General features: G+C 74.3%; 15 protein-coding genes. 10 read left to right on the top strand and 5 right to left on the bottom strand.

Features of this window, described 5'->3' with window-relative positions:
* From ACUW6W_RS03920 to ACUW6W_RS03895, 6 genes are all read left to right on the top strand, one after another.
* A partial coding sequence (locus tag ACUW6W_RS03920; protein WP_454179834.1) for an integrase core domain-containing protein occupies positions 1-333 on the top strand: 333 nt, incomplete at its 5' end.
* Positions 334-447: 114 nt separating this feature from the next.
* Positions 448-1182, top strand: coding sequence for an NUDIX hydrolase (locus ACUW6W_RS03915; RefSeq protein ID WP_036316445.1), 735 nt, complete (start codon positions 448-450; stop codon positions 1180-1182).
* A gap of 28 nt (positions 1183-1210) precedes the next feature.
* Complete coding sequence (nadA, locus tag ACUW6W_RS03910) at positions 1211-2539, top strand: quinolinate synthase NadA (protein ID WP_113913746.1); 1329 nt, start codon at positions 1211-1213, stop codon at positions 2537-2539.
* Positions 2536-3456, top strand: coding sequence for a carboxylating nicotinate-nucleotide diphosphorylase (nadC, locus tag ACUW6W_RS03905; protein ID WP_135019382.1), 921 nt, complete (start codon positions 2536-2538; stop codon positions 3454-3456). Before nadA ends, nadC begins: the two co-directional genes overlap by 4 nt.
* The gene (locus ACUW6W_RS03900) at positions 3453-4625 is read left to right on the top strand and encodes a cysteine desulfurase family protein (RefSeq protein ID WP_135101387.1); all 1173 of its coding nucleotides are present in this window, start codon (positions 3453-3455) and stop codon (positions 4623-4625) included. Before nadC ends, ACUW6W_RS03900 begins: the two co-directional genes overlap by 4 nt.
* A gap of 110 nt (positions 4626-4735) precedes the next feature.
* The gene (locus ACUW6W_RS03895) at positions 4736-6373 is read left to right on the top strand and encodes an alkaline phosphatase D family protein (RefSeq protein ID WP_049145952.1); all 1638 of its coding nucleotides are present in this window, start codon (positions 4736-4738) and stop codon (positions 6371-6373) included.
* Positions 6374-6402: 29 nt separating this feature from the next.
* Here ACUW6W_RS03895 and ACUW6W_RS03890 read toward each other — a convergent pair whose 3' ends face one another.
* From ACUW6W_RS03890 to ACUW6W_RS03875, 4 genes are read right to left on the bottom strand one after another with little or no spacing between them, the layout of a single operon-like run.
* Positions 6403-7410, bottom strand: a complete 1008-nt coding sequence (locus ACUW6W_RS03890; protein WP_135101385.1) for a glycine betaine ABC transporter substrate-binding protein — start codon at positions 7408-7410, stop codon at positions 6403-6405.
* A complete protein-coding gene (locus ACUW6W_RS03885) occupies positions 7407-8159 on the bottom strand; it encodes an ABC transporter permease (RefSeq protein ID WP_017487925.1) in 753 nt (250 codons plus the stop codon). The genes ACUW6W_RS03890 and ACUW6W_RS03885 overlap by 4 nt, the downstream gene beginning before the upstream one ends.
* Entirely contained in the window at positions 8156-9163 is a 1008-nt protein-coding gene (locus ACUW6W_RS03880; protein ID WP_135101383.1) for an ABC transporter ATP-binding protein, read from the bottom strand. Before ACUW6W_RS03880 ends, ACUW6W_RS03885 begins: the two co-directional genes overlap by 4 nt.
* The gene (locus tag ACUW6W_RS03875; protein ID WP_135101381.1) at positions 9160-9801 is read right to left on the bottom strand and encodes an ABC transporter permease; all 642 of its coding nucleotides are present in this window, start codon (positions 9799-9801) and stop codon (positions 9160-9162) included. Before ACUW6W_RS03875 ends, ACUW6W_RS03880 begins: the two co-directional genes overlap by 4 nt.
* Positions 9802-10029: 228 nt before the next feature.
* On the opposite strand from ACUW6W_RS03875, the gene ACUW6W_RS03870 reads away from it, so the two are divergent.
* Positions 10030-11331, top strand: coding sequence for a dicarboxylate/amino acid:cation symporter (locus ACUW6W_RS03870; protein ID WP_135101379.1), 1302 nt, complete (start codon positions 10030-10032; stop codon positions 11329-11331).
* A gap of 73 nt (positions 11332-11404) precedes the next feature.
* Here the strand turns inward: ACUW6W_RS03870 and ACUW6W_RS03865 are convergent, their stop codons facing one another.
* Positions 11405-12886 (bottom strand): sugar porter family MFS transporter, encoded by a 1482-nt coding sequence (locus tag ACUW6W_RS03865; RefSeq protein WP_206482135.1) that lies wholly within the window; start codon positions 12884-12886, stop codon positions 11405-11407.
* 139 nt (positions 12887-13025) lie between these two features.
* Between ACUW6W_RS03865 and ACUW6W_RS03860 the strand changes: the two genes are divergently transcribed.
* From ACUW6W_RS03860 to arfB, 3 genes are all read left to right on the top strand, one after another.
* Positions 13026-14762 carry a bifunctional 3'-5' exonuclease/DNA polymerase gene (locus ACUW6W_RS03860; RefSeq protein ID WP_435035619.1) on the top strand — a complete coding sequence of 579 codons (1737 nt, stop codon included), beginning with the start codon at positions 13026-13028 and terminating at the stop codon, positions 14760-14762.
* A gap of 132 nt (positions 14763-14894) precedes the next feature.
* Positions 14895-16340 carry an MFS transporter gene (locus ACUW6W_RS03855; RefSeq protein ID WP_135101944.1) on the top strand — a complete coding sequence of 482 codons (1446 nt, stop codon included), beginning with the start codon at positions 14895-14897 and terminating at the stop codon, positions 16338-16340.
* Complete coding sequence (gene arfB, locus ACUW6W_RS03850; protein WP_036338705.1) at positions 16333-16788, top strand: alternative ribosome rescue aminoacyl-tRNA hydrolase ArfB; 456 nt, start codon at positions 16333-16335, stop codon at positions 16786-16788. The genes ACUW6W_RS03855 and arfB overlap by 8 nt, the downstream gene beginning before the upstream one ends.
* Positions 16789-16794 lie beyond the last annotated feature (6 nt).

Below are 16794 nucleotides of genomic sequence, written 5' to 3'. Positions count from 1 at the left end.
CACGGCATCACCGTGGACCGGGTGGTCACGGACAACGGGAACAACTACCGGGCCGTGGACTTCACCGCCAAGGTGGTCTCGCTCGGGGGCCGGCATCACCGGATCCGGCCCTACACCCCGCGCCATAACGGGAAGGTGGAGAGGTACAACCGGCTGATGGTCGATGAGGTCCTCTACGCCCGCCCCTACACCTCAGAGCAGGCTCGGCGTGAGGCCCTGGCGGTGTGGGTGAACCACTACAACTACCATCGGCCTCATACCTCCTGCGGGGACGCCCCTCCGGCCTCGTTGGCCCCGGCCCGAGTCAACAACGTCATGCCCTCCTACAGCTAGCGCGGGACCGCGCCGGCGCCTCCCCCGCCTTACAGTCATCTCGACCCTCTGAGATGGGCGCGAACAGTGTCATACTGACCAGAACAGCCCCGCCAGTCCGCCCCGGGAGGTCCCATGCCGGTCGCTGAGGCCCGCGTCAGCGTGGCCGTGTCCACGGCCGTCTTCGGCGTGCGCCCGGACCCGCACGGCGTGCCCCGCCTCTGTGTCGCCCTCGTCCCGCGGATGCGCGAGCCGTTCCTGGACCGGTGGGCGCTGCCGGGCGCGTGGCTCGGCGCGGACGAGGAGCTGGCCGACGTCGCCGCACGCGTGGCCGCCGAGTGCGTGCCCGGTCCCGTCCGTCGCCTCGAGCAGCTGGCGGCGTTCGGCGCCGTGGACCGTTCCCCCACCGGACGCGTCCTCACGGTGGCCCACTGGGCGCTCAGCCCCGCCCTGGACGACGACGGCGCCGCCCCAGCGTCCAGCCCGGACCCGGACGTGGCCGGGCTGCCCATCGGGGTCCATGTGCGCTGGCACCGGGCCGACGCGCCGCCCGCGCTGGCGTTCGACCACGCGCAGATCCTGGCGGCGGCCGTGGCGCGCCTGCGCGCGGACCTGCCGCGAGCCGGCGTCGGGCACGCGCTGCTGGGGCCCTCCTTCACCCTCGCCGAGCTGCGCGCCGTGCACGAGGCCGTCCTCGGCCGCGGCCTCGACGCCGCCAACTTCCGCCGCGCCACCCTCGCCGCCGGGGCCCTCGAGGAGACCGGCGAGGTCCGCGGCGGCACCCCGCACCGCCCGCCCAAGCTCTACCGGTACCGGCCCGCCGGGCCCGGGACCGACCCCGATCCCGCCGGGCCGGACGCCCGCCGCTGACCCACCAGCCCCGACCCAGGAGTCACCCATGACCACCCCGACCGGAACCACCGCCTCGGTGGCCCGCACCCTGACCCTGATCGACAAGGACGCCGCGCGCGGCTCCTCGTGTTCCCCCGACCTGACCCGCGGCCCCTGGGCGTTCGACGCCGGCCTGCCCGCCTACGGCCCCGGCGCATCGCAGGACGACGTCGTCCCGGCCGACGCCCCCGTGCAGGGCCGCATCCCCGAGGAGTACCAGCGGGCCTCCGACGAGGAGCTCCACGCCCGGATCAGCGCCGCGCGGCAGACACTCGGCGAACGCGTCGTCGTGCTGGGCCACTTCTACCAGCGCGACGAGGTCGTCCAGCACGCCGACTTCGTGGGCGACTCCTTCCAGCTCGCGCGGGCCTCCCAGGGCCGGCCCGAGGCGGAGGCGATCGTGTTCTGCGGCGTGCACTTCATGGCGGAGACCGCGGACCTGCTCTCCACCCCGGACCAGGCCGTCATCCTGCCCAACCTCGCCGCCGGCTGCTCCATGGCGGACATGGCCGACCTGGACTCGGTCGAGGACGCGTGGGAGCAGCTCGAGGCGGTCTACGGCACCGAGCCGGACGACGACGGGCGCGTGCCCCTGCTGCCCGTGACCTACATGAACTCCTCCGCGGCCCTCAAGGGCTTCGTCGGCGAGCGCGGCGGCATCGTGTGCACGTCCTCCAACGCCTCGGCCGTGCTGGACTGGGCGTTCGAGCGTGCCCAGCGCGTCCTGTTCTTCCCGGACCAGCACCTGGGCCGGAACACGGGCCGCGCCAGGGGGATCCCACTCGAGCAGATGCCGACGTGGAATCCCCGCCTGCCGCTGGGCGGGAACTCCGAGGACGCCCTGCGGGACGCGAAGGTCCTGCTGTGGCACGGCTTCTGCTCGGTGCACCGCCGCTTCACGGTCGCGCAGATCGAGCAGGCCCGCGCCGAGCACCCGGACGTCCAGGTGATCGTGCACCCCGAGTGCCCCCTGCCCGTGGTGGAGGCCGCGGACTCCTCCGGGTCCACCGACTTCATCGTCAAGGCCATCCAGGCGGCGCCGGCCGGCTCGACCTTCGCGATCGGCACCGAGATCAACCTCGTGCAGCGCCTGGCCGCCCAGCACCCCGAGCACACGATCTTCTGCCTCGACCCCGTGATCTGCCCGTGCTCCACGATGTACCGCATCCACCCCGGCTACCTCGCGTGGGTGCTCGAGGAGCTCGTGGCCGGCCGCGTGGTCAACCGGATCACCGTGCCCGCGTCCGTGGCCGACCCGGCCCGCACCGCGCTCGAGCGGATGCTGGCCGTCGCGCCGAAGCAGTCGGCCGCGCAGTCCGCCGGGGCCGGGACGTGACCCCGGCCGACCGCGCCCCGGCGACGCCGGCCCCGCAGCCGGACGTGGAGCGGATCGTGGCCGCCGCGCTCGCCGAGGACGCGCCCTGGGGTGATGTCTCCTCGGAGGCCTTCGTCCCGGAGCAGGCCCGGATCACCGCGCGCGTGGTGGCCCGCGAGGCCGGGGTGCTCTCCGGCACGAACGCCCTCGAGGCCGCCTTCCGGCTCGTCGACCCGGCCGTGTCCGTCACCCTGCACCTGGCCGACGGCGCCGACCTGTCCCCCGGCGCCGTCGTCGCCGAGGTCGCGGGCCCCGCCCGCTCGGTGCTGCGCGCCGAGCGCGTGGCGCTGAACCTCGTCCAGCGCCTGTCCGGGATCGCCACGACGACGGCCGCCCACGTGGCCGCCGTGCGCGCCGGCGGCGGGCACGCGCGGGTGGTGGACACCCGCAAGACCACCCCGGGTCTGCGCGTGCTCGAACGGCAGGCGGTGCGGGACGGAGGCGGGCACAACCACCGCTTCAGCCTCTCGGATGCCGTGATGCTCAAGGACAACCACCTGGCCGCGCTGGGGTTCGGCGGTGCCGGCGACCCGGGCGAGGCCCTCACCGCGGCCCTGCGCGCCGGGATGGCCCGCCTGCCGCACACCACCCACGTGGAGGTGGAGGTCGACCGGCTCGAGCAGATCCCGGCGGTGCTCGCCGCCGGGGTCGACACGATCATGCTGGACAACTTCTCGCCGGCCGAGCTGCGGGCCGGCGTCGAGCTCGTGGCGGGCCGCGCCGTCGTCGAGGCCTCCGGCGGGGTGAGCCTCGAGACGATCGGGGCGATCGCGGCCACGGGCGTGGACGTGATCTCGGTGGGAGCGCTGACCCATACCGTCCAGTCCCTGGACCTGGGCCTGGACGCCGTGGTCGAGGAGGTCTCGCCGCGCCGATGAGCACCACCCTCGACCTGGACCACGCGGCCACCGCGCCCGTCCGGCGCAGCGCGCTGGAGGCGATGTGGCCCGCCCTCACCGGCGTCTACGGCAACCCGTCCTCGGCGCACGAGGCCGGCCGGGCGGCGGCGGCCCTGCTCGAGGACGCCCGCGCGCGGGTGGCCCGCGCGATCGGCGCCCGGGCCGGGCAGGTCGTGTTCACCTCGGGCGGCACGGAGGCCGACGCGCTCGCCGTGCTCGGCACGGTGCGCGCCCGGATCCTCGCCGGCCGCCCGGCGAACCACGTGCTGACCACGGGGATCGAGCACAGCGCGGTGCGGCAGTCCTGTGACCAGCTGGCCCGGCTGCACGGCGTCGAGGTCGAGCACCTCGCGCTGGACCGTGACGGCCTGACCTGTGCGGACGACCTCGCCGCCCGCCTGCGCCCGGACACCGCGCTGGTCAGCGTGCACCTGGCCCACAACGAGGTGGGCACGGTGCAGCCGGTGGCCGAGCTGGCCGCCGTCGCCCGGGAGGCGGGCGTGCCGCTGCACGTGGACGCGGTGCAGGCCGCGGGGCAGATCCCGGTGGACGTGCGCGCCCTCGGGGCGGATCTCGTGGCGCTGTCCGGGCACAAGGTCGGCGGGCCCAAGGGGGTCGGCGCGCTGTGGGTGCGCCCGGGTCACGCCCTGGAACCGCTCGTGCCCGGCGGCGGCCAGGAGCGGGGCCGGCGGTCCGGGACGCAGAACGTGGCCGGTGCCGCCGGGTTCGCGGCGGCCTTCGAGGAGGCCGAGGCGGAGCGCACCGCGGCCGCGGACGCGTGGTCCGGGCTGCGGGACCGGTTCGCGGCGCGCGTGCTCGACGGCGTCCGGGCGCTCGTGCCCGACGCGCGGCTGACCGGCCATCCCGCGCGGCGGCTGCCGCGTCACGCCTCGTTCGTGCTGCCCGGCGTGAACGGCGAGTCGGTGCTGGAGGAGGCGGCCCGCCGGGGCGTGCTGGCCTCGGCGGGGTCCGCGTGCTCGGCCCACGACGCCGAGCCGTCCCCGGCCCTGCTCGCGCTGGGCCTCAGCGAGGACGAGGCCCGCACGGCCCTGCGCTGCACGTTCGGCCCGGACGCCGACGCCCCGCTGCTCGACGCCGCGGCGGACGCGATCGTCGACGCCGTCCGGACGGTCACCGCCCTGCGCTGAGCGGCCCCGGGCCGGTCGACCCCGCTGCCGCCGGGGGCCGGCGTCGGACGTTCACCCGGGGGTCAGCCCGAGGCCACATGTCCCTCGCCTGCGTGCCCCACCCTGGCCCCGTGAAGCAGACCACCGCACCCCTGTCCCACTCCGCCTCCCGCCGTTCGGTGCTCGCCGCGGCGTCCGCCGCCGTACTCGCCCCCGCCGCCCTCGCCGGCCCCGCCGCCGCCCGTCCGGCCCGCCACACCCCCGGTGGCCTGGTCGCGTCCCGTCTGACGCTGCCGTCCGGCGTCGCCACCGGCGACGTCACCTCGAACTCGGCCGTGCTGTGGGCGCGCTCGTCCGGCCGTTCGCGCCTGCACGCCACGCTGCGCGCGGTCGACGAGGACGGGAAGGTGCTGCGCGGCCGCTTCGCTCGCGGGCTGACCCTGCGCTCCGGCTGGGTCGACGGGGCCACCGACCACACCGCGAAGATCCTCGCGGACACGCTGCCCTCCGACACCCGCTTCGAGGTGACGTACGCGTTCGAGGACGAGGCCGGCCGCCTGGGCGAGTCGGCCGTGGCCCGCTTCACGACGGCGCCCGGCGCGCGGTTCGGCCGGAAGACCTCCGCCGCCCAGTCCTTCGTGTGGACCGCGGACACCGCGGGGCAGGGCTACGGCATCAACCCGGAGATCGGCGGCATGCGCGGCTACGCGGCGATGCACGCCACGATGCCCGACTTCTTCCTGCACTCCGGCGACACGATCTACGCGGACAACCCCATCCCGGAGACCCTCGAGGTGGCCGGCGAGCCCACCTGGCGCAACCTCGTCACGGAGGAGACGTCCAAGGTCGCCGAGACGCTGAACGAGTTCCGCGGCCGCCACCGCTACAACATGATGGACGACAACCTCCGCGCCCTGTACGCGGACGTCCCCGTCATCGCCCAGTGGGACGACCACGAGACGACCAACAACTGGTGGCCGGGTGAGGTCCTCGAAGACCCGCGCTACACCCAGGTCCGTGACGTGGACACGCTGGCCGCCCGCGCCCGCCGCGCGTGGCAGGAGTACATGCCGATCGCCGACTCCACAGCCCTGCGCCGCGGCTCGGGCTTCGAGCCCGCCCGCATCTACCGCAGGATCCCCCGCGGCGCGACCCTCGACGTGTTCGCCCTGGACATGCGCACCCACAAGGGCGAGAACACCCCGGGGCTCGAGACCCACGAGACCCCGATCCTGGGCGAGGAGCAGCTGCAGTGGCTCATCCGTGGGCTGCGCGCGTCGACCGCCACGTGGAAGGTCATCGCCAACGACCTGCCTCTGGGCCTGATCGTCCCCGACGGCACGGGGCAGGAGTCCCTGTCCAACGGCGACGACGGCGCCCCGCTGGGCCGCGAGCTGGAGATCGCCCGCCTCCTGAAGGCGATCAAGGACCACGGCGTGAAGAACGTCGTGTTCCTCACCGGCGACGTCCACTACTGCGCGGCGCACCACTACTCCCCCGACCGCGCGGCGTTCACCGACTTCGAGCCGTTCTGGGAGTTCGTGGCCGGCCCCATCAACGCCGGATCGTCCGGCCCGAACACGCTGGACGGCACCTTCGGCCCGCGCCTGGACTTCGAGGCGCACGGGCCGGTCATGGGCTCGCCGCGCTCCGGCGAGCACCAGTACTTCGGCCACGTCGAGATCCCCGAGGACGGCCGCGAGTTCCGGGTGCGTCTGATCAACGCCGTCGGCCGGACGGTCTACTCGCGCACGCTGACGGCTGCCTGATCCGCCGTGCCGGCGGCGTCGGCGGGCCGTCAGTCTGTGATCAGGCCCTCCTCGCGGAGCCAGTCCCACGCGACCTGGGTGGGCTCCTCGCCGTCGACGTCCACCCGGGCGTTCAGGCGCGCGGCCGTCGCGTTGTCCAGGCGCGCGGTCACGGGCGCCAGCAGGTCGGCGATCTCGGGGTGCTCGGCCAGGACCTCCTCGCGCACGATGGGGGCCGCGTTGTACTTCGGGAAGAAGCTCAGCGGGTCCTGCAGGGTCGTCAGGTCCAGCGCGGCGATCCGCCCGTCCGTGGCGTACGCCTCCCCGAAGGTGCACGACCCGTCCGCCACCGCGGCGAACACCGCCCCGAGGTCCATCTGGCGCAGCCGGGATCCGGTGGGCCGTTCGATCCCATAGGCCTCGAGCATGGGCAGGAACCCGTCGTTGCGGGCGGCGAATTCGGCGCTCACGCAGAAGGACTGGTCCTCCGTGGGGAGGTCCTTGATGTCCGCCAGGGTCTCCAGGCCGAGCTCCTCCGCCCGGTCCTGGCGCACGGAGAAGGTGTAGGTGTTGTCGAGTTCGGCCGGCGGCAGCCACACCAGGCCCTGCTGCGCGTCCTCGTCCCGGACCGCGGCCCACTGCGCCTGGGCGTCCGGGATCGGATCGGTGTGGCCCAGGTACGTGATCCAGGCCGTCCCCGTGTAGTCCCACTCGACGTCCACGACGCCTGCGACCTGGGCCTGGCGCGCACTGAGCGAACCCGGCATGTTGGTCAGATCCTCGACGTCGGCCCCCGCGGAGCGCAGCAGGATCGCGGTGATCTTGCCGAGCACGACGCCCTCGTTGAAGTTCTTGGAGCCCACCGCCACGTGGGCGCCCTCGAGGTCGATCCCGGCGACGTCGCCGGCGGGCGTGCCCGAGGGCAGGTAGCCGCCGGCGGTGCTCAGCCCGCACCCGGACAGGACCAGGGAGGCCGCCAGGCCGAGCGCGGCGAGCGCGGCACGAGCGGGGGTCCGGCCGCGGCGGCGGGACGGGGTGGTCGCGCGCGGGGTGGTCATGCGAGCCCCCTCGGCGTGGCCAGCGTCTCGACGAGGCGGCCGATCCACTCGATCATCAGGGCGAGGGCGGCCACGAGGATCGCCCCCGAGACGAGCAGCGGGAAGCGGAACAGGACGATCCCGGTCTGGATGAGCAGGCCGAGGCCGCCGGCGTCGATGAACGTCGCGAACGCCCCGGTACCCACCAGCAGCACCAGGGCGGTCCGCAGACCCGCCATGATCACGGGCAGGGCCAAGGGCAGCTCCACCCGGAGCAGGGTCTGCAGCGGCGACATGCCCATGCCGCGGGCCGCCTCGACGACGGTGGGGTCGACGCCCCGCAGCCCGGCCAGCGTGTTGGCCAGCACGGGCAGGAACGCGTAGAGGGACAGGGCCAGGACGGCGACCCGGAAGCCGAACCCCCACGCCATGGCGAGCAGGACGATCACACCGATCACGGGAGCGGCCTGGCCGGCGTTGGCCAGCCCCATGGCGACGGGGGTGAACCGCCGGGCGGCGGGGCGGCTCAGCAGCACGCCGAGCGGGATGGCCGTCGCCACGACCAGAACGGTGGACACGCCGACGAGGGCCAGGTGCTCGGCGGTGAGGCGCAGGACGGTGGGCCAGGTCAGCAGCCGGGCCTCGACGTCGTCGAGGGCGGCTCCGCGCACCCAGACGGTCCACCCGATCAGCAGGGCGGCCACCAGCAGCGGCAGGCCGATCAGGAGCAGGCGGTCCTCGGCGGAGGCCGCACGCAGCCGGGCGATCATGGCCGAGCCTGCTCGTCGGCGGCGCGGGCGTGCGCGCGCAGTGTCGCATAGTCGAGCAGACCGATGACCGTGCCACCACGGACCACGGCGATCTCCTCCGCCGGGGCCGTGACCAGCACGGCGAGGGCCTCGCTGATCGGGGTGGCCGCGTCGAGCACGGGCCCGCCCGGCAGCGTGCCCGTCGGGTGCTGTGCGATCGGGCGCAGCGGCAGCGAGTCGACCGACCGCAGCCCCAGCCGCTTGAGCCCCGCCCCCGACCCCACGAAGTCGGCCACGAACTCGGTGGCCGGCCGCGCCAGGACCTCTTCGGGGGTGGCGTACTGGGCCACGTGCGCGCCGGGTTCGAGCACCAGGATCCGGTCGCCCAGGAGCACGGCCTCGTCCACGTCGTGGGTGACCATCACGATGGTCTTGCCCACCCTGGCCTGGATGTCGAGCATCTCCTGCTGCAGGCGCTGGCGGGTGAGGGGGTCCACGGCGCCGAAGGGCTCGTCCATGAGCAGCACGGGAGGATCCGCCGCGAGGCCCCGGGCCACGCCGACGCGCTGCTGCTGTCCGCCGGACAGCTCGCGCGGGAAACGGTCTCGATAGATCGCCGGGTCCAGGCCGACGAGGTCGAGCAGCTCGTCCACGCGGTCGGCGATGCGCCGGCGGTCCCACTTGAGCAGGCGCGGCACCAGGCCGACGTTCTCGGCGACGGACAGGTGGGGCATCATGCCGCCGCCCTGCACGACGTAGCCGATCTGACGGCGCAGCCGGGTGGGGTCACGGCGTGTGATGTCCTCCCCGCCGATCAGGATCCGCCCGGAGGTGGGCTCGATGAGGCGGTTGATCATCTTCAGCGAGGTGGTCTTGCCGCAGCCGGACGGACCGACGAACACCACCGTCTCCCCCGCGGGGATGACGAGGTCCAGGGCGTCCACGGCGGGACGGTCCTGCCCCGGATAGAGCTTCGTCAGGGACTCGAGACGGATCTCGGCCCCGGCGTCACGGTCGGTGCTCATGCGCGCAGTCCCTTCGAGATGGTGAGCCGGCCGAGCAGCACGAGCAGCCCGTCCAGGACGAGGGCGACGACGACGATGCCGAGGGTGCCCACGAGGGCGTAGTTCAACGCGTTGGCGCCGCCCAGGGAGACCAGCCCCGTGAAGATGTACGAGCCCAGTCCAGGCCCCAGGACGTAGGCCGCGACCGCGGCGACGCCCATGCCGAGCTGGCCCGCGACCCGGATGCCGGTGAGGATCACGGGCCAGGCCAGCGGGAGACGCACCCGGGTGAACAGCGCCACCGGCCCCAAGCCCATCCCCCGGGCGGCCTCCAGCACCTCCGGGTCCACGCCGCGCAGACCCACGAGCGCGTTGCGGAGGATGGGCAGCAGGGCGTAGAAGACCACCACCACGACGGCGGGGACGGTCCCGATGCCCACCAGGGGGATCAGGACGCCGATGAGCGCGAAGGAGGGCAGGGTCAGCCCGACGGCCGTGAAGGCGTTCGCGATCGGGGTCAGGCCCTTGATCCGCGTGGCGATCACGGCCAGCGCGATGGCGAGCACGGTGGCGATGGCCAGCGCCTGCAGCACGAGCCACCCGTGCTGCCACGCCCGGAAGAGGATGTCCGGCCAGCGTGAGGCGAGGAACTCACTCATGCGGCCTCCACGCCGGCAGCGCGCCCCTGGGCGGCCCGGGCGTCTGCGGGGCGGGGCGGGACCGTCATCGTCGTCTCCTTCGGTCCGGGTGGGGCGAGCATGCTCTTGCACGCTACCCGAGACGGTGGCGCTCCCTGTGTTCTGCACCACGACGGGGGCCGCCGACGCCGCCGCGGACGGCCCGACGCCCAGGCGACGGGTAGGACGGCCTGCGCTAGCGTGTCGGCCATGTCTCGCTCCCACTCCGACGCCCTCGACGCGTCCGGCCCCGACTCCGGGGGCGCCGTCGTCGCGCCCCGCCGCCGCTTCGGCCTGCTGCCCCGCATCCTCCTCGCGATCGTGGCCGGCGTCCTCGTCGGCCTGGTCGCGCCGACCTGGCTCGTGCAGGCCTTCGCCACCTTCAACGGCCTGTTCTCGAACTTCCTGGGCTTCATCGTCCCGGTGCTGATCCTGGCGCTCGTCGCCCCCGCCATCGGCGACATCGGCCGGGGCGCGGGGAAGCTGCTGGCACTGACCGGCGGCATCGCCTACGGCTCCACCCTGTTCGGCGGCTTCGGCGCCCTGCTGGTCTGCCTGCTCGTCTTCCCGCTGATCCTCACGCCCGGGTCCTTCGAGGCGATGGCCAACCCCGAGGACGCGCTGCTCGGCCCGCTGTTCGAGGTGCAGATGGACCCGCCCTTCGGCGTGATGACGGCCCTGCTGCTCGCGTTCGTGCTCGGCATCGGCCTGACGATGCTGCCGCGCGGCGCCCTGCACGAGGGCTTCGACCAGCTGCGATCGATCATCGAGCGGGTCGTCATGGGTCTGATCGTGCCGCTGCTGCCCGTCTACATCTTCGGCGTGTTCCTGAACATGACCGCCGCCGGCGAGGTCTTCAAGGTCATCACCACGTTCCTCGGCGTGATCCTGCTGGTCTTCGGCCTCACCGTGGTGCTGCTGCTCATCCAGTACGTCGTCGCGGGCGCGATCACGGGCCGCAACCCGTTCACGGCCCTGAAGACGATGCTGCCGGCCTACGCGACGGCCCTGGGCACCTCGTCCTCGGCGGCGACCATCCCGGTGACCCTGCGCCAGACCCTGCTGCTCGGCGTGCGCCGGCCGATCGCCTCGTTCGTCGTGCCGCTGTGCGCGACGATCCACCTGGCCGGCTCCACGGTGAAGATCGTCTCGTTCTCCATCGCCGTGCTGTTCCTCTCGGGCCAGTCGATCGACATCCCGGTGTTCGTGGGCTTCATCTTCATGCTGGGCGTCACCATGGTCGCGGCGCCCGGCGTGCCCGGCGGCGCGATCGTGGCGGCCTCGGGCCTGCTGTCCTCGATGCTCGGCTTCACCGAGCCGCAGGTCGCGCTCATGGTCGCCACGTACATCGCCATCGACTCCTTCGGCACCGCCACCAACGTGACCGGCGACGCCGCCATCGCGATGATCGTCGACAAGATCGCCGGAGACCGTCTCATCGAGGGCTCCGCGGACGAGGGCCTGGAGCGCCGCGACGACGAGGAGGCCGCCACCGGCGCCGACGCCGGCTGACCCGCCCCGCACACACCACGGCCCCCTCCCTGTCTGCAGCTCAGGGAGGGGGCCGTCGTCGGGACGGGCGGTGTCAGCCGCGCAGGTCCCGCTCCGCCTCGGCGCGCACCGCGCGCCGCTGCCCCGGGGAGCGCACGACGACGTCGCTCATCTCCTCGAGCGTCTTGCCCTTGGTCTCGGGGACGAAGGCCACCACGAAGGCCAGGGACAGCGCCGCCATGACCGCGTACAGGCCGTAGGCGAGGGTCAGGCCGATGTCCGCCAGCCACGGGAACGTGGTGGAGACGGTGAAGTTCGCCGCCCACTGCGCGGCGGCGGCCACGGCGAGCGCGCCGGCGCGGATGCGGTTCGGGAACATCTCGCCCAGCAGCACCCAGACCAGCGGACCCCAGGTGGCGCCGAAGAACACCACGAAGGCGTTCGCGGCCACCAGCGCCACGGTGGACCACGGCTGCGGCAGGGACACGGACTCGCCGCCGCCGGTCTGCGCGAAGGAGAAGGCCAGTGCCATCAGGCCGAGGCTGACCGTCATGCCGGCGGAGCCGGCGATCAGCATGGGGCGACGGCCGACGCGGTCCACCAGGGCGATCGCGATGAGGGTGACGGCGATGTTCGTGACCGAGGTGATCACGGTGACCGTGAGGGCGTCCGACTCCCCGAAGCCCACCGAGCGCCACAGGGTGGTGGAGTAGTAGAAGATCACGTTGATGCCCACGGCCTGCTGGAAGACGGAGAGCAGGATGCCGATCCACACGATCGGCTGCAGGCCCGCCGCCGGTCCACGCAGGTCCGCCAGCGACTCGCGGCGCTCCGAGTCCAGCGAGCGCCGGATGTCCTCGATCATCAGGTTCACCCGGTCCACACCGGTGAACTCGTGCAGGACCTCGGCCGCCTCGTCCGTGCGGCCGCGGGCGACCAGGTAGCGCGGGGACTCCGGCAGCTTCAGGGCGAACAGGCCGTACAGCACCGCCGGGACGGCCTCGGCCAGGAACATCCAGCGCCAGGCGTCGACGCCGAGCCAGAACGGCTGCGCCGCTCCCCCGGCCATCGTCGCGAAGAGCGCGCCCGTGAGGAGCGCGGCGAAGATGCCCAGGACGATCGCCAGCTGCTGGAGCGAGCCGAGGCGACCGCGCACATGGGCCGGGCTGACCTCCGCGATGTACGCCGGAGCGATCACGGACGCGGCGCCCACGCCCAGGCCGCCGACCATGCGCCAGACGATCAGGTCGACCACGCCGAACGCCAGACCCGAGCCGATGGCAGAGACCAGGAACAGCATCGCGGCGATCACCATCACGGGCACGCGGCCGCGGCGGTTGGCGATCGGCCCGGCGAACCAGGCGCCGAGTGCGCAGCCGATCAGCGCCGAGGAGACGGCGAAACCCGTGAGACCGGCGCCGAGGCCGAACTCCCCGGCGAGGGCGTCCACGGCGCCGTTGATGACAGAGGTGTCGAAGCCGAACAGGAAACCGCCGAGCGCGGCGGCGACCGAGATGCCGACCACCTTGGCGTTGAGGCGAGACGTCGCGGCGCCGCCGGACCGGGTCGCTGTCATGGTGGGTCCTCTCTGGGTGGCGCCCGACGGCCCGCTGCGCGCCGGTGCGTCCGCACAGTGTGTTCTTCGCTCGGCGAGCGTGCAAGTCGCACAGCCCCTCGCCCCGCCCACGGTGAGGCGGCGGGGCAGAATGAGGACCATGTTCGTCGTCCTGGGCCCCGCCCCCGCCTCCGTCGGCAGCCCCGGCGCCTGGTGGGCCGTGGACGGGGACGACGCCACTCCCCTGGGATCCTGCCCCGCCGGGTCCGTGGCCGGGCTCGTGGCCGGTCTGCCCGCCCGCCTGGGCGTGGACCCGAGCACGGTCCGCTGGGTGCTCGCCGACGTCGGGACGGAGTACGCCGCCTGGCTGGCGGCGGGAGTGCGGGTGGATCGGTGCTGGGATTTGGCCCTCGTCCAGCGGATCCTGCGGCACGCGGCGACGGCGCCGGGCAGCGGGGTGCGTTACACGCCCGTGGCGCAGCTCGAGGTCGCCGACCCCACGGAGCCCGAGCGCCCCGCGCGGGTGCCCGCCGGTCAGGAGTCCTTCTTCGACCTGCCGGACGAGACCGGCCCTGCTCCGGACGTCACCGTGCTCGCGGCCGAGCTGGCCGCGCAGCGGGCCGCCGTCGAGGGCTCGGCCCACCCGCACCGGCTGCGGCTGCTCGCGGCGGCGGAGTCGCAGGGCGCACTCGTGGCCGCGGAGATCCGGGCGGCGGGTCTGCCGTGGGACAGGGGCGTGCACGAGGCGCTCCTCACCGAGCAGCTCGGCCCCCGGCCTGCACCGGGCGAGCGTCCCGCCCGCCTGCAGGCCCTGGCCGAACGCATCGCCGACGTCCTGGGCTCCCCCGGGCTGAGCCCCGACTCGCAGCCCAGCCTGCTGCGGGCGCTGCAGACGGCAGGCGTGGCCGTGGAGTCCACGCGGCAGTGGGACCTGAAGCACTGGATCGACGCCGGCGGCGCGGAACGCGAGGCGCGGGCCGCGCTGCTCGCGCCGCTGCTGGAGTACAAGGCCCTGGCCCGGCTGTGGACGGCCAATGGCTGGCACTGGCTGGACCAGTGGATCGGCGACGACGGCCGGTTCCACGCCGCCTACCTGGTCGGCGGCGTGGTGACCGGGCGGTGGGCCGCCCACGGCGGTGGGGCCATGCAGGTCCCGGCCGGGGTGCGCGACGCCGTCCGCGCAGACCCCGGGTGGACGCTGACCGTGGCCGACGCCTCCCAGGTGGAGCCGCGCATCCTCGCCGCGATGGCCGCCGACGAGGCGCTGGCCCGTGCCGGGACCACGCCCGACCTGTACCGGGAGGTGGCGGAGCAGGGCCGGGCGGCCGGCACCGCGCTGGCCGACCGCGGGCGCGCGAAGATCGCCCTGCTGGGTGCGATGTACGGCTCGACGACGGGCGACTCCGCGGCGCTCATGCCGCACCTGCGCCGGCTCTACCCCCGAGCGATCGGCCTGCTCGAGCGGGCGGCCTCCGTCGGCGAGGGCGGCGGCCAGGTGTCCACGTGGCTGGGCCGCTGGTCCCCCGCACCGGGGCGGAAGTGGCAGGAGTCCGTGTCCGACGTCGGCACCCAGGCCGCCGAGTCCGCGGCCCGGCGACGGCGACGCTCCCAGGGCCGCTTCACCCGGAACTTCGTGGTGCAGGGCACCGCAGCCGAGTGGGCGCTGTGCTGGATGGGCGAGATCCGCCGTCGACTGCGCTCGGCCGGCATGCACACGGAACTCGTGTTCTTCGTCCACGACGAGGTCGTCCTGCACGGCCCGGCCGCGGAGGCCGAGGCCGTGCGGACAGTCGTGGCGGAGTCCGCGAGCGCCGCCGGCCGCCTGCTGTTCGGTCCCGCCCCCGTGGACTTCCCGCTCACCGTCTCCAGCGTGGGGTCATACGCGGACGCGAAGTGAGGGGCGGCAGCGCGTCGGCCGCGGTCATGGCCCCCGTGCGCCGCACCGGGCCGAGGACCCTCGGACCTGGCACGATGCGGGACGAGGGCCGATCCTGGAGAGCGCCCGAGACACCCTTGTGAAGGAGACCGCATGCCCGTCGCCCCGCGTCCGTCCGACGGCGCCGCGTCCTCGGTCTTCACCCCGCACCAGCAGCGCATCCTCGCGGTGCTCCTCATCCCGATCTTCATGTCCCTGCTGGCCGTGTCCAGCATCAACGTGGCCCTGCCCGCCCTGCAGCGGGGCCTGGACGCCAGCGACGCGGAGCTGCAGTGGGCCATCTCCGGCTACACCCTCGTGTTCGGCATGGTGCTCGTGCCGGCGGGCCGGGCGGGTGACCTCTTCGGACGACGCCGGCTGTTCATGGTGGGCCTCGGCGTGTTCGCGCTGGGTGCGCTCCTGTCCGGCCTGGCGCCCACGGGCGTCCTGCTCGTGCTCGCGCGCCTGGTCATGGGCGTGGGCGCGGGCCTGCTCAACCCGCAGGTCACCGGCTTCATCCAGGGCGAGTTCTCCGGCGCCTCCCGCGCCCGGGCGTTCGGGGCGCTCGGTGCCGTCGTCGGGGTGTCCGTGGCGGTGGGGCCGCTGCTCAGCGGCGGGCTCATCGCGTGGCTCGGCGGCGACCTCGGCTGGCGCGCGACCTTCCTGGTGAACGTGCCGATCGCCCTCGGCGCCCTGGTCGTGGCCCGCCACTGGCTGCCGCGCACCGTCCCCGAGCGGGCGCGGCGTCCGGACCTGGACCCGGTCGGCGTCGTCCTGCTGGCGGGCGCCCTCGTGGCCGTCATGCTCCCGTTCCTGGACCGTGGGCTCGGGCCGTGGCGGTTCGTGCTCGTGCCCGTCGGCATCGGCCTGGCCGCCCTCTGGACGCGGTGGGAGGCCCGGTACGCCCGACGGGGCCGCGCCCCGATGGTGGACCTGCGCCTGTTCCAGACCCGCAGCTTCGCGTGCGGCGCCCTGCTGATCGCCATCTACTTCACCGGCTCGACCAGCATGTTCGTGGTGATCGCCATGTTCATGCAGAACGGGCTGGGCTACCCGGCGCTGCACGCCGCACTCATCGGCCTTCCCTCGGCGGTCATGTCGAGCGTGATGTCCACCGTGGCCGGTCGCGTGGTGCTGCGCACGGGCCGGAAGATCGTCGTCCTCGGCATCGCGCTGGCGCTGCTCGCCGTCGTGGGCTCCATTGGGGTGGCGTGGGCCAACCGGGAGTTCGGCCTGAGTCCATGGTGGCTGCTGCTCACCCTCGCCATCCTGGGTGCCGGGCAGGGGCTGGTGGTCTCCCCCAACCAGACCCTCAGCCTGGCCGAGGTCCCGCCGCGGCACTCCGGCACGGCCGGCGGCGTCCTGCAGACCGGCCAGCGCGTCGGCACGGCCGTCGGCACCGCCGTGATCGTGGGGGTGTTCCTGGGCGTCGCCTCCGGTGCCGACTGGGACGGGGCGTTCATGGCCGCCTTCACCCTGGTGGCGGGGTGCATGGCGCTCGCGCTCCTCGTCGCACTCGCGGACCTGCGCGGACCACGGACGGCGGCGCCCCGTGGCTGAGCCCCGCCCCGGCGACGTGCGCGTCACCCCCGGCCCCGGCGCACCCCGCGGGCTGGTCATCCCCGCGGGCGAACTCGTCGAGCGCTTCTCCCACGCCTCCGGCCCGGGCGGTCAAGGCGTGAACACGGCGGACTCGCGGGTCCAGCTCAGTCTGGACCTGGCGGCCACCTCCGCCCTCGACGACGTCCAGCGCGCCCGCGTCCTCGCACGGCTGGCGCCCCGGCTGGCCGGCACGGTGCTCACCGTCAGCGTGGCGGAGCACCGGGCCCAGCGGCGCAACCGGGTGGCCGCCCGCGAGCGGCTCGCGGCGCTGCTGCGCGAGGCCCTGGCCCCGCCGACGCCGCGGCGGGCTACCAAGCCGACGCGCGGCTCTCGGCGGCGCCGCCTGGAGGCCAAACACCGTCGCTCCGAGGTGAAGCGCACGCGCCGCCGCCCCGGCCTCGACTGAGGCCGC

This window comes from Micrococcus sp. 093350064-1 (assembly GCF_053627955.1).
This window is presented reverse-complemented; position numbering and strand designations above follow the sequence as displayed.

What these genes read in the sequence shown, in the direction of transcription:
- ACUW6W_RS03870 (WP_135101379.1), top strand. Translation starts at nt 10,030, where the DNA reads ATGTCTCGCTCCCACTCCGACGCCCTCGACGCGTCCGGCCCCGACTCC.
- ACUW6W_RS03855 (WP_135101944.1), top strand. Translation starts at nt 14,895, where the DNA reads ATGCCCGTCGCCCCGCGTCCGTCCGACGGCGCCGCGTCCTCGGTCTTC.
- ACUW6W_RS03915 (WP_036316445.1), top strand. Translation starts at nt 448, where the DNA reads ATGCCGGTCGCTGAGGCCCGCGTCAGCGTGGCCGTGTCCACGGCCGTC.
- ACUW6W_RS03865 (WP_206482135.1), bottom strand. Translation starts at nt 12,886, where the DNA reads ATGACAGCGACCCGGTCCGGCGGCGCCGCGACGTCTCGCCTCAACGCC.
- nadA (WP_113913746.1), top strand. Translation starts at nt 1,211, where the DNA reads ATGACCACCCCGACCGGAACCACCGCCTCGGTGGCCCGCACCCTGACC.
- ACUW6W_RS03860 (WP_435035619.1), top strand. Translation starts at nt 13,026, where the DNA reads ATGTTCGTCGTCCTGGGCCCCGCCCCCGCCTCCGTCGGCAGCCCCGGC.
- ACUW6W_RS03900 (WP_135101387.1), top strand. Translation starts at nt 3,453, where the DNA reads ATGAGCACCACCCTCGACCTGGACCACGCGGCCACCGCGCCCGTCCGG.
- ACUW6W_RS03885 (WP_017487925.1), bottom strand. Translation starts at nt 8,159, where the DNA reads ATGATCGCCCGGCTGCGTGCGGCCTCCGCCGAGGACCGCCTGCTCCTG.
- ACUW6W_RS03875 (WP_135101381.1), bottom strand. Translation starts at nt 9,801, where the DNA reads ATGAGTGAGTTCCTCGCCTCACGCTGGCCGGACATCCTCTTCCGGGCG.
- ACUW6W_RS03890 (WP_135101385.1), bottom strand. Translation starts at nt 7,410, where the DNA reads ATGACCACCCCGCGCGCGACCACCCCGTCCCGCCGCCGCGGCCGGACC.
- ACUW6W_RS03880 (WP_135101383.1), bottom strand. Translation starts at nt 9,163, where the DNA reads ATGAGCACCGACCGTGACGCCGGGGCCGAGATCCGTCTCGAGTCCCTG.